We start from the raw sequence: 13,320 nt of genomic DNA on the forward strand, positions 1-13,320 counted from the left end.
CGGTGCCCCCCACTACGGTGGTGCTACTTGCGACCGGCGTTGATCAGCTCGGCGTGCTCCTGGAGCGACATCACTCCGACCTCGTCGCGCAGCAGCGCGTCCATGCCCTGGACGGCCGCGCCCATCGCCTGGACGGTGGTCAGGCAGGGCACCCCGCGGGAGACCGCGGCGGTGCGGATCTCGTAGCCGTCGAGGCGGCCGCCGGTGCCGTACGGCGTGTTGATGATCAGGTCGACCTCGCCGTCGTGGATCAGCTGGACGATCGTCTTCTCACCGTTCGGGCCCTCGCCCTCGCTGTGCTTGCGCACCAGGGTGGACGGGATGCCGCCGCGGTGCAGCACCTCGGCGGTGCCGGCGGTGGCGAGCACCTCGAAGCCGAGGCCGACCAGCGCCCGGGCCGGGAAGACCAGGTTGCGCTTGTCCCGGTTGGCGACCGAGACGAAGACCTTGCCCTTGGTCGGCAGCGCGCCGTACGCGCCGGACTGCGCCTTGGCGTAGGCGGTGCCGAAGACCTTGTCGATGCCCATGACCTCACCGGTCGAGCGCATCTCCGGGCCGAGCACGGTGTCCACGCCGCGGCCGTGGATGTCGCGGAAGCGGCTCCACGGCATCACGGCCTCCTTGACCGCGATCGGGGCGTCGGCCGGCAGGGTGCCGCCGTCGCCCTCGGCCGGGAGCAGGCCCTCGGCGCGCAGCTCGGCGATGGTGGCGCCGAGCGAGATCCGGGCGGCGGCCTTGGCCAGCGGCACGGCGGTCGCCTTGGAGGTGAACGGGACGGTGCGGGAGGCGCGCGGGTTGGCCTCCAGCACGTAGAGGATGTCCCCGGCCAGCGCGAACTGGATGTTGATCAGGCCGCGGACGCCGACGCCGCGCGCGATGGCCTCGGTGGAGGTGCGCAGGCGCTTGATGTCGTAGCCGCCCAGGGTGATCGGGGGCAGCGCGCAGGCGGAGTCGCCGGAGTGGATGCCGGCCTCCTCGATGTGCTCCATGACGCCGCCGAGGTAGAGCTCGGTGCCGTCGTAGAGCGCGTCGACGTCGATCTCCACCGCGTCGTCCAGGAAGCGGTCGATCAGCACCGGGTGCTCGGAGATCAGACCGGCGTGCCGCTCCAGGTACGAGGCGAGCGAGGCCTCGTCGTAGACGATCTCCATGCCGCGGCCGCCGAGCACGTAGGACGGGCGGGCCAGGACGGGGTAGCCGATCTCGTCGGCGATCGCCTTGGCCTCCGCGAAGGAGAAGGCGGTGCCGTGCTTGGGGGCGGGCAGCCCGGCGTCGCGCAGCACGCGGCCGAAGGCGCCGCGCTCCTCGGCGAGGTCGATCGCCTCGGGCTGGGTGCCGACGATCGGCACGCCGTTGTCCTTGAGCGCCTGGGCCAGGCCCAGCGGGGTCTGGCCGCCGAGCTGGACGATCACGCCGGCCAGCGGTCCGGCCTGCCGCTCGGCGTGGACGATCTCCAGCACGTCCTCCAGGGTGAGCGGCTCGAAGTAGAGCCGGTCGGAGGTGTCGTAGTCGGTGGAGACGGTCTCCGGGTTGCAGTTGACCATGACGGTCTCGTACCCGGCGTCGGCGAGCGCGAAGGAGGCGTGCACGCAGGAGTAGTCGAACTCGATGCCCTGGCCGATGCGGTTGGGGCCCGAGCCGAGGATGATCACGGCGGGCTTGGTGCGCGGGGCGACCTCGCTCTCCTCGTCGTAGGACGAGTAGAAGTACGGGGTCTTGGCGGCGAACTCGGCGGCGCAGGTGTCGACGGTCTTGAACACCGGACGGATGCCGAGCGCGTGGCGCACCTCGCGGACGACGTCCGGGCGCAGGCCGCGGATCTCGCCGATCTGCTGGTCGGAGAAGCCGTGCCGCTTGGCGTGGCGCAGCAGCTCGGGGGTGAGCTCGGCGGCCTCGGCCAGCTCGCCGGCGATCTCGTCCAGCAGGAAGAGCTGGTCGACGAACCACGGGTCGATCTTCGTGTACTCGAAGACCTCCTCCGGGGTGGCGCCGGCCCGGATGGCGTCCATCACCGTGTTGATCCGGCCGTCGGTCGGCACGGTGGACTTGACCAGCAGCTCGGCCTTGTCGCCGAGGGGCCCGGTCCAGCTGAACTGGGAGCCCTTCTTCTCCAGCGAGCGCAGCGCCTTCTGCAGCGCCTCGGGGAAGTTGCGGCCCATGGCCATGGCCTCGCCGACGGACTTCATGGTGGTGGTCAGCGTCGCGTCGGCGCTCGGGAACTTCTCGAACGCGAACCGCGGGACCTTGACCACGACGTAGTCGAGGGTCGGCTCGAAGGAGGCCGGGGTCTGCTCGGTGATGTCGTTGGGGATCTCGTCCAGGGTGTAGCCGACGGCCAGCTTGGCGGCGATCTTGGCGATCGGGAAGCCGGTGGCCTTGGAGGCGAGCGCCGAGGAGCGGGAGACGCGCGGGTTCATCTCGATGACGATGACCCGGCCGTCGACGGGGTTGACGGCGAACTGGATGTTGCAGCCGCCGGTGTCGACGCCGACCTCGCGGATGACGGCGATGCCGATGTCGCGCAGGATCTGGTACTCGCGGTCGGTGAGGGTCATCGCCGGGGCGACGGTGATCGAGTCACCGGTGTGCACGCCCATCGGGTCGAAGTTCTCGATGGAGCAGACGACCACGACGTTGTCGTTCTTGTCGCGCATCAGCTCCAGCTCGTACTCCTTCCAGCCGAGGATGGACTCCTCCAGGAGCACCTCGGTGGTCGGCGAGAGGGCCAGGCCCTGGCCGGCGATGCGGCGCAGGTCCTCCTCGTTGTGGGCGAAGCCGGAGCCGGCGCCGCCCATGGTGAAGGAGGGGCGGACCACGACCGGGTAGCCGCCGAGGGTGTCGACGCCGGCCAGCACCTCGTCCATGGTGTGGCAGATGACCGAGCGGGCGGACTCGCCGTACCCGATCTTGGCCTTGACGGCCTCGACGACGCCCTTGAAGAGCTCGCGGTCCTCGCCCTTGTTGATCGCCTCGACGTCGGCGCCGATCAGCTCGACGCCGTACTTGTCCAGCGTGCCCGCGCCGTGCAGCGAGATCGCGGTGTTGAGCGCGGTCTGGCCGCCCAGGGTCGGCAGCAGCGCGTCGGGGCGCTCCTTGGCGATGATCTTCTCGACGAACTCCGGGGTGATCGGCTCGACGTAGGTGGCGTCGGCGATCTCCGGGTCGGTCATGATCGTGGCCGGGTTGGAGTTGACCAGCACGACCCGCAGGCCTTCGGCCTTGAGGACGCGGCAGGCCTGGGTGCCCGAGTAGTCGAACTCGGCGGCCTGGCCGATGACGATCGGGCCGGAGCCGATCACCAGGACGGACTTGATGTCAGTGCGCTTAGGCACGCTGGCCCTCCATGAGCTTCACGAAGCGGTCGAACAGGTAGGCGGCGTCGTGCGGGCCGGCGGCCGCTTCGGGGTGGTACTGCACGCTGAAGGCGGGCACGTCGAGCGCCTGCAGGCCCTCGACCACGTCGTCGTTGAGGCAGACGTGGGAGACCTCGACCCGCCCGTAGGGGGTGTCGCTCACCTGGTCCAGCGGCGCGTTCACGGCGAAGCCGTGGTTGTGGGCGGTCACCTCGACCTTGCCGGTGGTGCGGTCCTGCACCGGCTGGTTGATGCCGCGGTGGCCGTACTTGAGCTTGTAGGTGCCGAAGCCCAGGGCGCGGCCCAGGATCTGGTTGCCGAAGCAGATCCCGAAGAACGGGGTCTTCCGCTCCAGCACGCCCTGCGCGACGGCGACCTGGTGGTCGGCGGTGGCCGGGTCGCCCGGGCCGTTGGAGAAGAAGACGCCGTCCGGGTTGACGGCGTAGACCTCCTCCAGGGTGGAGTTGGCCGGCAGCACGTGGACCTCGATGCCGCGCTCGGCCATCCGCTGCGGGGTCATCGCCTTGATGCCGAGGTCCAGCGCGGCGACGGTGAAGCGCTTCGCACCGATCGCGGGCACGACGTACGGCTCGGTGGTGGCCACCTCGGCGCACAGGTCGGCGCCCTTCATCTCGGGCGACTGCTGCACCCGGGTGAGCAACTCGGCCGGGTCGGCCAGCGTCTCGCCGGAGAAGATGCCGCAGCGCATCGCGCCGCGCTCGCGCAGGTGGCGGGTCAGCGCGCGGGTGTCGATGCCGCTGATGCCGACGACGCCCTGGCGGGCGAGCTCCTCGTCCAGCGAGCGGCGGGAGCGCCAGTTGGACGCCACCCGGGCGGGGTCGCGCACCACGTAGCCGGCGACCCAGATCTGCTTGGACTCGTCGTCCTCGTCGTTCCAGCCGGTGTTGCCGATCTGCGGGGCGGTCATCACGACCACCTGGCGGTGGTACGACGGGTCGGTCAGGGTCTCCTGGTAGCCGGACATGCCGGTGTTGAAGACCGCCTCGCCGAAGGTCTCGCCGGTGGCGCCGTAGGCCTGGCCGCGGAAGGTCCGGCCGTCCTCCAGGACGAGCACGGCGGGGACGCGTTCCCGCCGTTGGCGCTGCGTGGTGGGGGCAGGTGCGGTCATTGCGCGGCCTCTTCCGTCTTCTTCGTCTTCGTAGTACGTGTTGCGAGCTGGGTGATCGCCTCGACCCAGGCGGTGTGCTCGTCGGGGTGGTCGGCCCGGAAGCCGGAGTCCAGCTCGGTGTCCTCGTGGGTCCAGGTGACCACCAGCAGCCCTGAGGGGACGACCTTGCCGGCGATCCCGGAGTCCGTCCGGGCGCCGGTGAGGTGCTCGGCCGGGATCCAGAAGTCCACGTCGCCGGGGCGCTGCACCAGCAGGCCGTCCTCGCCGAGGGTGAGGTCGACCCGGCTGCGGGTGCCCAGGCCGTGCGCGACGACCCGGTCGAGCCAGTTCCCGGCGGTGGTGGTGCCGTGGTACCGGCCGCTGGTCTCCAGGATGGTCCGCCCGGGGCGGGCCGGCACGGCGGGCAGCGGCGGGATCCCGGACTGCAGGGTGCGCCGCCAGTTCCAGCCCTGGCGCATCAGCCAGTAGACCAGGCCGATGATGATCAGCAGCCCGATCGTCCAGCCGATGTAGCCGGGCCAGTCGGTGACCTTCGCCTGCTCCCTGGCGAGCGTGGCGTGGTCCATCACTTCAGCCCGCCCTGCTCGACCAGCTCACCGGCCAGCACGGTGGCGCGACCGCGCAGGAAGGTGGCGTGCACCCGTCCGGGCAGGTCCATGCCCTTGTAAGGGGTGTTGCGGCTGCGGGTCGCGAAGCTCTCGGGGTTCACGGCACCACGGTACGCGGGATCGAAGAGCACCAGGTTGGCGGGCTCACCCACCGAGATCGGCCGGCCCTGCCCGGTGAGACGGCCGATCCGGGCCGGGCGGTGCGACATCCGGTCCGCGACGCCCTCCCAGTTCAGCAGGCCGGTGTCGACCATGGTCTGCTGCACGACCGACAGCGCGGTCTCCAGCCCGACCATGCCCATCGCGGCCACGGCCCACTCGCAGTCCTTGTCCTCGGCCGGGTGCGGCGCGTGGTCGGTGGCGACGGCGTCGATGGTGCCGTCGGCGAGCGCCTTGCGCAGCGCCTGGACGTCCTCGGCGGTGCGCAGCGGCGGGTTCACCTTGTACACCGGGTCGTAGGAGCGGACCAGCTCGTCGGTGAGCAGCAGGTGGTGCGGGGTGACCTCGGCGGTGACGTCCCAGCCCTTGGACTTGGCCCAGCGGACGATCTCGACCGAGCCGGCCGTGGAGAGGTGGCAGACGTGCAGCCGGGAGCCGACGTGCGCGGCGAGCAGCACGTCGCGGGCGATGATCGACTCCTCGGCGACGGCCGGCCAGCCGCCCAGTCCGAGCTCCCCGGAGACCTGGCCCTCGTTCATCTGGGCGCCCTCGGTCAGCCGCGGCTCCTGGGCGTGCTGGGCGACGACACCGTCGAAGGCCTTGACGTACTCCAGGGCACGGCGCATCAGCACCGCGTCGTCCACGCACTTGCCGTCGTCGGAGAAGACCCGGACACCGGCCGCGGACTCGTGCATCGCGCCCAGCTCGGCGAGCTTCTTCCCCTCCAGGCCGACGGTGACGGCGCCGACCGGCTGCACGTCGCAGTAGCCGGCCTCCTGGCCGAGCCGCCAGACCTGCTCGACCACGCCGGCGGTGTCGGCCACCGGGGTGGTGTTGGCCATCGCGTGGACGGCGGTGAAACCGCCCATCGCGGCGGCCTGGGTGCCGGTGAGCACGGTCTCGGCGTCCTCGCGGCCGGGCTCGCGCAGGTGGGTGTGCAGGTCGACCAGGCCGGGCAGGGCGATCATGCCGGTGGCGTCGATCTCGATGTCCGCCTCGACGGCCAGTCCGGTGCCGATCGCCTGGACGACGCCGTCGGCGAGGTGGAGGTCCTGCGGGGCGCCGCCCAGGATCTTGGCGTTGCGGATCAGGTAGCTGGTCACTGAGCGGTCTCCACGGAGTCGGTACGGGGGGCGGCGGCGGTGTCGGTGGTGCCGTCGGCGAACACGGCGCCGCCGAGCAGCAGGTAGAGGACGGCCATCCGGACGGAGACGCCGTTGGCGACCTGCTCGACCACGGTGCAGCGCGGCGAGTCGGCGACCTCGGCGGTGATCTCCATGCCGCGGACCATCGGGCCGGGGTGCATCACGATGGCGTGCCCGGGCAGCTGGGCCATCCGGAGGCCGTTCATGCCGTAGCGGCGGCTGTACTCGCGCTCGGTCGGGAAGAACGCGGCGTTCATCCGCTCGCGCTGCACCCGCAGCATCATCAGGGCGTCGGTCTTGGGCAGCACCCGGTCGAGGTCGTAGCTGACCTCGCAGGGCCAGTTCTCGATGCCGATCGGCAGCAGGGTCGGCGGGGCGACGAAGGTCACCTGGGCACCGAGGGTGGTCAGCAGGTGCACGTTGGAGCGGGCGACCCGGCTGTGCAGGATGTCACCGACGATCGTGACCCGGCGGCCCGCGAGGTCGTTGCCCGGGCCGGCATTGAGGTGGCGGCGCATGGTGAAGGCGTCGAGCAGCGCCTGGGTGGGGTGCTCGTGGGTGCCGTCACCGGCGTTGATCACACTGCCGTGCAGCCAGTCGGACTGGGCCAGCCGGGCCGGCGCGCCAGAGGCGTGGTGCCGGATGACGACCGCGTCGGCGCCCATCGCCTGCAGGGTCAGCGCGGTGTCCTTGAGGCTCTCGCCCTTGGAGACGGACGAGCCCTTGGCGGAGAAGTTGATGACGTCCGCGGACAGTCGCTTCTCGGCGGCCTCGAAGGAGGTCTTGGTGCGGGTCGAGTCCTCGAAGAAGAGGTTGACGACGGTGCGGCCGCGCAGCGTGGGCAGCTTCTTGACGGCCCGGCCGGAGAGCTGGGCCAGCTCCTCGGCGGTGTCCAGGATCAGCAGCGCGTCGTCGCGGCTGAGATCGGCGGCGGAGACGAGGTGGCGCTTCACGCGGGTTACTCCGGGAGGTGCGGTTCGGTGGGCTGGGAGGCCAGGGCCTGCGAGCTGCGGGCGGTGTGGTCGCGGTCGCCGACCAGGACGGCGTCCACGCCGTCGGTGTCGGCCAGGCGGACCTGCACGGCCTCGCGCAGCGAGGTGGGGAGGTTCTTGCCCACGTAGTCGGCCCGGATCGGCAGCTCACGGTGGCCGCGGTCGACCAGGACGGCGAGCTGCACGGCGCGCGGGCGGCCGATGTCGCTCAGCGCGTCGAGCGCGGCGCGGATGGTGCGGCCGGAGAACAGCACGTCGTCGACGAGGATGACGAGCTTGCCGTCGATGCCACCGGGCGGGATCTCGGTGTGCTCCAGGGCGCGGGCGGGCTTCAGCCGCAGGTCGTCCCGGTACATGGTGATGTCCAGGGTGCCCAGCGGGATCTCGCGCCCGGTGATCTGGGCCAGCCGGCCGTGCAGGCGGCGGGCGAGGTGGACGCCCCTGGTGTGGATGCCGAGCAGCACGACGTCCTCCGCGCCCTTGGCGCGCTCGACGATCTCGTGCGCTATCCGGGTGACGACCCGGGCGATGTCCGTGGCGTCCAGCACTTGGTGCGGCGGCCGCGGCGTCTGTTCCTGGTGTGTGGTCATGCCGAAGCGGACCTCCTTCCCCGCCTCACTGGACGGGCCTTAAAGGATGTCTGGGATTCCGCCCCCGCCGACCGGGCGTGGGCTTCGGGTCATCCTACCAGCGCGCCGGGAGGCAAATGGACCTCCATCATTCCGCTTCACCGGGTTCACGTACCAGATGCGCCGACGATGCGGGCCATTCGCACGAGTGCCCCATTCGGCTTGACGCAACTACCTTACTCTACGTAACCTCACAGTGAGTTACGAGACGGGCGTCGAACCCACCGGTAACGACGTCGGCGAATCGCCCGTGACCCACTACTGAACGCGAAGCAATCTCGTCCGGGGAGATCAATGTCCAGCGACTACGCGAAGCAGCTCGGAGGCAAGCTCCGAGCGATCCGCACTCAGCAGGGGCTCTCCCTGCACGGTGTCGAGGAGAAGTCCCAGGGGCGCTGGAAGGCAGTCGTCGTCGGCTCGTACGAGCGCGGCGACCGTGCGGTCACCGTGCAGCGGCTGGCCGAGCTCGCCGAGTTCTACGGCGTGCCGGTGCAGGAACTGCTGCCCGGCGGCACCCCCGGCGGCGCGGCAGAGCCGCCGCCGCGCCTGGTCCTCGACCTGGAGAGACTGACCCAGGTCCCGTCCGAAAAGGCCGGACCGCTGCAGCGTTACGCGGCGACCATCCAGAGCCAGCGCGGCGACTACAACGGCAAGGTCCTCTCGATCCGCCAGGACGATCTGCGCACTCTGGCCGTCATCTACGACCAGTCGCCGTCGATCCTCACCGAGCAGCTGATCTCCTGGGGCGTGCTCAACCCCGACGCGCGCCGCGCGGTGCGCGAGGAGGACGCGAGCTGACGCTCGCCGACCCGCCCTCGGCAGGTAGCTCGCTACCGTGCACCGATGTCCTCGGTGGCGGCCAGCAGAAACGTCACGGCGCGGCCCCCGGTCACCGGGGGCCGCGCCGCGGTGTTTGCCGTGACCGCTGCCGGACCTCGGCAGGACCTCAGCGCCTCAGCAGACCGTTCCCAGGCTGTAGCCCGGCTGCGCCGCGACCCCGTCCAGCCGAACCGGGCGGGCGGCCGGCGCCCAGTCCGGCCCGCTGCTCGACCAGGCCCAGGCGGCCGGCAGAAAGCATTCGTCGGCGGCCCCGCCGCGGGCCCCGCCGGAGGCCGCTGAGCCCTGGGAGCCGTGGAGCACGGCGACCGCGGGCAGCTCCAGCGCCAGCCCGGCGCACAGCACCGCGCAGACCAGCTCCAGGTCCTCGTCGTTGATCCGCACCACGCCGTCCTCCCACTGCAGCACCCGGGCCGCCGCGGTCAGCCTGCCGCCCGGCGCGTCCACCCGCAGCCGCAGCTCGTACACCCCGGCGCCCGCTCCGACCAGCATCCGGCGGAACACCTCGCTCCCGCGCTGGTAGGCGGCGCGCACCCAGCGCGTGTGCTCCTCGTCCGTCTCCCCCGCGCCCCCGTACAGCCCGCCGTCGAGCAGTAGGTCGGCGTGGCAGAGCGTCAGCCCGTTCTCCCGGGCCCGGACCAGCCGCGGCACGAAGTCCCCCGCCAGTTCCTCGCCCTGATAGGCCAGCAGCTGGGTCTGCAACGGCGGGTTGACCAGGTAGCGGTCCCGGGCGGCCGGCTCGGCCGGGTCCAGTCCGTGCAGCAGGCAGAACTCCGCGAAGTCCTGCGGGTGGAACATCCGGGCCCGGACGGTCTCGAACCGCTCCAGCGCGTCGGCCAGCAGCTCTGCGGTGTCCGCCAGGTAGCGCTCGTAGTCGGGGGCGTCGCAGACCCCCCAGGCGCGGGCCCGGGCGAAGTCCGCGGCGCTGGTGAGCACCCCGATGACGAACGCCTGCTCGGTCCCCTCGGCCTGCCGCGGCCGGTGCGGCGCCCGCAGCGCGGGGCGCGGGCCGCCGGTGGTGCAGTCGGAGTTGCGGCGGGCGCGTCCCTTGCGGCTGGTCATCGGGGGCTCCTGGCGTCGGCGGGCGGGCGTCGGTCGGTGACGGTCAGCGGCGGGGCTCGCCGCTGACCGTGTTACTCCCCAGTTCCGCGCGCCACACACGTACGGCGTGTCACAGGAATGTAACCACCGGTAATAGCGCGTTCCCCCGACCGCCAGGCCCCAGGACGGGCCCCGGGCAGGGGCCTGTGTCCTGCCCGGAGGATCTTGCCGGGCAGGGCCTAGCGCGGCACCCTGGCCAACTGGCGGGACTGCGCGACCAGGCGGCCGGCCTCGTCCCAGATCTCGGCGTCCTCCTCGAAGTAGCCGCCGGCCATGTTGCGGGTGGAGTGGACCACCCGCAGCCAGCCCGGGGCGGGCTTGGCGCGCAGGTGGACGGTCAGCTCGACGGTCGGGGCCCAGCCGGGCAGGCCGAGGTCGAAGGTGACCGGCGGCAGCGCGTCGGCGACCAGCAGGAGCAGCAGCGGGTCGGGCTCGCGGCCGTCGGCGAGCCGGAACCAGCCCTGGATCCGGCCGTTGCCGGAGGGCTGCCCGAGCGCCCAGCCCACGGTGGCCGGGTCGAGCCGCAGGTCGAAGCGCTCCAGCAAAGCGGCCTGCTCGACCAGTTGGCGGGGCGCGTGCTCGATGCCGACGCACTGGTCCGGCGGCGGCAGCTGCGGCGGGGTGGCACTGGTGCGCACCTCGCCGTCGGCGGTGGCGAGGTCGCCGTGGCTGGCCACCACGCGCAGGCGTTCGACGCCGTCCTGGCTGAGCGAGGCGGTGCCGGTGGACAGGCCGCGGCCGGTGCGCAGCACCTCGGTGCGAACGGTGGCCGGGCCGGGGGTGGAGGCGGACAGGTAGTAACCACTGATCGACACCGGGTCCGGGTGCTGCCCGTGCTCCAGCGACAGCGCGTGTCCGGCCACGGCGAGCAGCAGCCCGCCGTTGACCCCACCGCCGATCTGCCAGCCGTCGCCGAGTTCGGCCTCGTAGCGGCCGGCCTCCTCGGGGTGTCTGCTCAGGGCGATGCCCCGGTCGAACTCGCTGCGGGTGGCGGTGGTCATGGGGCCTGCCCTTCGGTTCACGGACGCGGTCGCCGGCGGTTCCAGCGACGAAGTTACTGGTGAGTAGGACGACCTCACACTACGCCCACCGGGTGAAACGCGGAACGGCCGCCGGCCCCGAAGTTCGGGTCCGGCGGCCGTTCCGCAAGGCGCCACCGACTACCGGCGGATGCTCGGCTTCAGTTCCATGAAGCGGGCGAGCAGACCGTTGACGAAGGCCGGGGAGTCGTCCGTGGAGAACTCCTTGGCGATCTCGACGGCCTCGTCCAGGACGACCGCGTCCGGGACGCCGTCCTCCCAGATCAGCTCGTACGCACCGAGCCGCAGGACGTTGCGGTCCACGATCGGCATCCGGTCGAGGGTCCAGCCCACGGCGTACTGCTCGATCAGGTCGTCGATGCGACGGGCGTACTGGACGTACCCCTCGATCAGCTCCATCGTGTACTCGCCCACCTGCGGGGTGCCCTCGTCGGGCTTGGGCTCGCGGGCGCGGGCCACCCAGTCGGCAAGGACCTGCTGCGGGTCGACCCCGCGGTGGTCGGCCTCGAAGAGGATCTGGAAGGCCCGGGTACGGGCCTTGCTACGTGCGGCCGACACGGACTTACTTCACCCGGCCGAGGTAGCTGCCGTCGCGGGTGTCGACCTTGACCTTCTCGCCGGTGACGACGAAGAGCGGGACCTGGATCTCGGCACCGGTCTCCAGGGTGGCCGGCTTGGTGCCACCGGTGGAGCGGTCGCCCTGGACGCCCGGCTCGGTGTGCTGGATGGTCAGCTCGACGGAGGTCGGGAGCTCGATGTAGAGCACCGCACCCTCGTTGGTGGCGACCAGGGCCTCGAAGCCCTCCAGCAGGTAGTCGGCGGCGTCACCGACGACGGCCGGCTCGATGGTCAGCTGGTCGTAGGTGTCCATGTCCATGAACACGAAGTTCTCGCCGTCCTTGTACGAGAACTGCATGCCGCGCTTGTCGACGTTGGCGGTCTCGACCTTGGTGCCGGCGTTGAAGGTCTTGTCGACGACCTTGCCCGTCAGGACCTCCTTGAGCTTCGTACGCACGAAGGCCGGGCCCTTGCCGGGCTTGACGTGCTGGAACTCGACGACGGACCAGAGCTTGCCGCCCTCCAGCTTGAGGACCATGCCGTTCTTGAGATCGTTCGTGGAAGCCACGGGCGCACTTACTCCTGGATATAGCTGTCAAGGAACCAAGGGTTCGCGTCCTGCCGCCGACGGCCTTCGGGGCCGCCGTCACAGGGCGAGGAGCTCCTTGGTGGTGATGGTGAGCAGCTCGGGCCCGCCCTCCTCGAGGGGGCGCACGACGAGCGTGTCCTCGATCCGGACCCCGCCCTTGCCCGGGAGGTGGACTCCTGGGCCGACGGTGACCGGCACGCGGCTGTCCAGTTTACCCATGTCCGACGGACCGAGGCGCGGCGCCTCCCGGATCTCCAGCCCGATGCCGTGGCCCACGGGGTGCGGCGAGGCCTCGGTGTGCCCGGCCGCCTCCAGGACCTGCCGAGCGGCCCGGTCGGGTACGCACTGCTCCACCCCCGGGCCGAGCGCCTCCCGGCCCGCCCGCTGGGCCCGGAAGACCAGCCGGTGCAGCTCGACCTGCCAGGGCGCGGGGGCGGCCCCGATCACGAAGGTCCGGGCGGTCGAGACCCCGTAGCCGCGGTACTGGGCCCCCATCACCACAGTGAGGAAGTCGCCCTCCTCCACCCGGCGGTCGGTCGGCTGGTGGGCGGGCTGGCCGGAGTGGCTGCCGGTGCCGACCGACACCGGGAAGGCGGCCCGGTCGGCACCGTGGTCGATCATCCGGCGCTCCAGCTCCATCGCCAGGTGCCGCTCGGTCCGGCCGACCAGGATCGACTCCAGCAGCTCACCGAGCGCCTGGTCGGCGATCTCGGCGGCGATCCGCAGATCCGCGATCTCATGCTCGTCCTTCACCACCCGCAGCCGCTCCACCAGCTGGCCGAGGTCGGCCAGCCGGGCCCCCTCCAGCAGGCCCGCCACCGCCCGGTGCCGGGTGACGGTCAGGTCGTGCTCCTCCACCGCCAGCCCCCGCACCCCCAGCCGGCCGGCCGTGACCGCGGCGGCCAGCGCGGTGTCCGCCCCGGCCGGCACCGGCACCTGGGTGACGTCGGGGGTGATCAGGTGCTCCCCCGAGTCGTCCGGCGGCAGGTCGTCCGGCAGCGTCAGCAGCGCCCGGTCCCGGGTCAGCAGCAGGGTCGCCCCGCAGGGCGCGCAGCCCGTCAGATACCGCACGTTCGCCGCCCGGGTGATCAGCGCCGCCTCGGCCCCGGCCGCACCGCAGTGCTCCCTCACCCGCTCCCGCCGCCCCGCGTACGCATCCGCCATGCGTCGAGCCTACGAA

The 13,320-nt window shown here is 71.7% G+C and carries 12 protein-coding genes; 1 reads left to right on the forward strand and 11 read right to left on the reverse strand.

Features of this window, described 5'->3' with window-relative positions; genetic code table 11:
- Window positions 1-23: 23 nt before the first annotated feature.
- Genes carB through pyrR form a run of 6 tightly spaced genes read right to left on the reverse strand, consistent with a single transcriptional unit; the run spans window position 24 to window position 7,976 of the window.
- Window positions 24-3,332, reverse strand: a complete 3,309-nt coding sequence (gene carB / locus ACZ7BZ_RS18330) for a carbamoyl-phosphate synthase large subunit (RefSeq protein ID WP_380458585.1) — start codon at window positions 3,330-3,332, stop codon at window positions 24-26.
- Entirely contained in the window at window positions 3,325-4,482 is a 1,158-nt protein-coding gene (carA, locus tag ACZ7BZ_RS18335; protein ID WP_380458587.1) for a glutamine-hydrolyzing carbamoyl-phosphate synthase small subunit, read from the reverse strand. The genes carB and carA overlap by 8 nt, the downstream gene beginning before the upstream one ends.
- Window positions 4,479-5,048: a PH-like domain-containing protein gene (locus ACZ7BZ_RS18340; protein WP_470359194.1), complete on the reverse strand. Its 570-nt coding sequence runs from the start codon at window positions 5,046-5,048 to the stop codon at window positions 4,479-4,481. The genes carA and ACZ7BZ_RS18340 overlap by 4 nt, the downstream gene beginning before the upstream one ends.
- On the reverse strand, window positions 5,048-6,352 hold the full coding sequence (locus ACZ7BZ_RS18345) for a dihydroorotase (protein ID WP_380458591.1): 1,305 nt from the start codon (window positions 6,350-6,352) through the stop codon (window positions 5,048-5,050). The genes ACZ7BZ_RS18340 and ACZ7BZ_RS18345 overlap by 1 nt, the downstream gene beginning before the upstream one ends.
- On the reverse strand, window positions 6,349-7,347 hold the full coding sequence (locus tag ACZ7BZ_RS18350; RefSeq protein WP_380458593.1) for an aspartate carbamoyltransferase catalytic subunit: 999 nt from the start codon (window positions 7,345-7,347) through the stop codon (window positions 6,349-6,351). The genes ACZ7BZ_RS18345 and ACZ7BZ_RS18350 overlap by 4 nt, the downstream gene beginning before the upstream one ends.
- 5 nt (window positions 7,348-7,352) lie before the next feature.
- Window positions 7,353-7,976 (reverse strand): bifunctional pyr operon transcriptional regulator/uracil phosphoribosyltransferase PyrR, encoded by a 624-nt coding sequence (gene pyrR, locus ACZ7BZ_RS18355; protein WP_380458595.1) that lies wholly within the window; start codon window positions 7,974-7,976, stop codon window positions 7,353-7,355.
- A 333-nt stretch (window positions 7,977-8,309) separates the two neighbouring features.
- On the opposite strand from pyrR, the gene bldD reads away from it, so the two are divergent.
- Window positions 8,310-8,813 (forward strand): transcriptional regulator BldD, encoded by a 504-nt coding sequence (gene bldD / locus ACZ7BZ_RS18360; RefSeq protein ID WP_030056198.1) that lies wholly within the window; start codon window positions 8,310-8,312, stop codon window positions 8,811-8,813.
- Window positions 8,814-8,969: 156 nt separating this feature from the next.
- On the opposite strand, the gene ACZ7BZ_RS18365 is transcribed toward bldD, so the two are convergent.
- The 5 genes from ACZ7BZ_RS18365 to ACZ7BZ_RS18385 form a co-directional block, all read right to left on the reverse strand.
- Window positions 8,970-9,914, reverse strand: coding sequence for a hypothetical protein (locus ACZ7BZ_RS18365; RefSeq protein WP_470359195.1), 945 nt, complete (start codon window positions 9,912-9,914; stop codon window positions 8,970-8,972).
- Window positions 9,915-10,132: 218 nt separating this feature from the next.
- Window positions 10,133-10,954, reverse strand: a complete 822-nt coding sequence (locus ACZ7BZ_RS18370) for a thioesterase family protein (RefSeq protein ID WP_470359196.1) — start codon at window positions 10,952-10,954, stop codon at window positions 10,133-10,135.
- A 159-nt stretch (window positions 10,955-11,113) separates the two neighbouring features.
- The gene (gene nusB, locus ACZ7BZ_RS18375) at window positions 11,114-11,551 is read right to left on the reverse strand and encodes a transcription antitermination factor NusB (RefSeq protein ID WP_380524334.1); all 438 of its coding nucleotides are present in this window, start codon (window positions 11,549-11,551) and stop codon (window positions 11,114-11,116) included.
- 4 nt (window positions 11,552-11,555) lie between these two features.
- On the reverse strand, window positions 11,556-12,119 hold the full coding sequence (gene efp / locus ACZ7BZ_RS18380; protein WP_380464075.1) for an elongation factor P: 564 nt from the start codon (window positions 12,117-12,119) through the stop codon (window positions 11,556-11,558).
- A gap of 78 nt (window positions 12,120-12,197) precedes the next feature.
- Window positions 12,198-13,304 carry a M24 family metallopeptidase gene (locus ACZ7BZ_RS18385; RefSeq protein ID WP_470359197.1) on the reverse strand — a complete coding sequence of 369 codons (1,107 nt, stop codon included), beginning with the start codon at window positions 13,302-13,304 and terminating at the stop codon, window positions 12,198-12,200.
- Between the last annotated feature and the right edge of the window lie 16 nt (window positions 13,305-13,320).

The sequence above is a fragment of the Kitasatospora sp. NPDC036934 genome (assembly GCF_055608425.1).

Coding starts and splice junctions, on each gene's coding strand:
- ACZ7BZ_RS18385 (WP_470359197.1), bottom strand. CDS start 13,304: ATGGCGGATGCGTACGCGGGGCGGCGGGAGCGGGTGAGGGAGCACTGC.
- ACZ7BZ_RS18340 (WP_470359194.1), bottom strand. CDS start 5,048: ATGGACCACGCCACGCTCGCCAGGGAGCAGGCGAAGGTCACCGACTGG.
- ACZ7BZ_RS18370 (WP_470359196.1), bottom strand. CDS start 10,954: ATGACCACCGCCACCCGCAGCGAGTTCGACCGGGGCATCGCCCTGAGC.
- ACZ7BZ_RS18365 (WP_470359195.1), bottom strand. CDS start 9,914: ATGACCAGCCGCAAGGGACGCGCCCGCCGCAACTCCGACTGCACCACC.
- carA (WP_380458587.1), bottom strand. CDS start 4,482: ATGACCGCACCTGCCCCCACCACGCAGCGCCAACGGCGGGAACGCGTC.
- pyrR (WP_380458595.1), bottom strand. CDS start 7,976: ATGACCACACACCAGGAACAGACGCCGCGGCCGCCGCACCAAGTGCTG.
- bldD (WP_030056198.1), top strand. CDS start 8,310: ATGTCCAGCGACTACGCGAAGCAGCTCGGAGGCAAGCTCCGAGCGATC.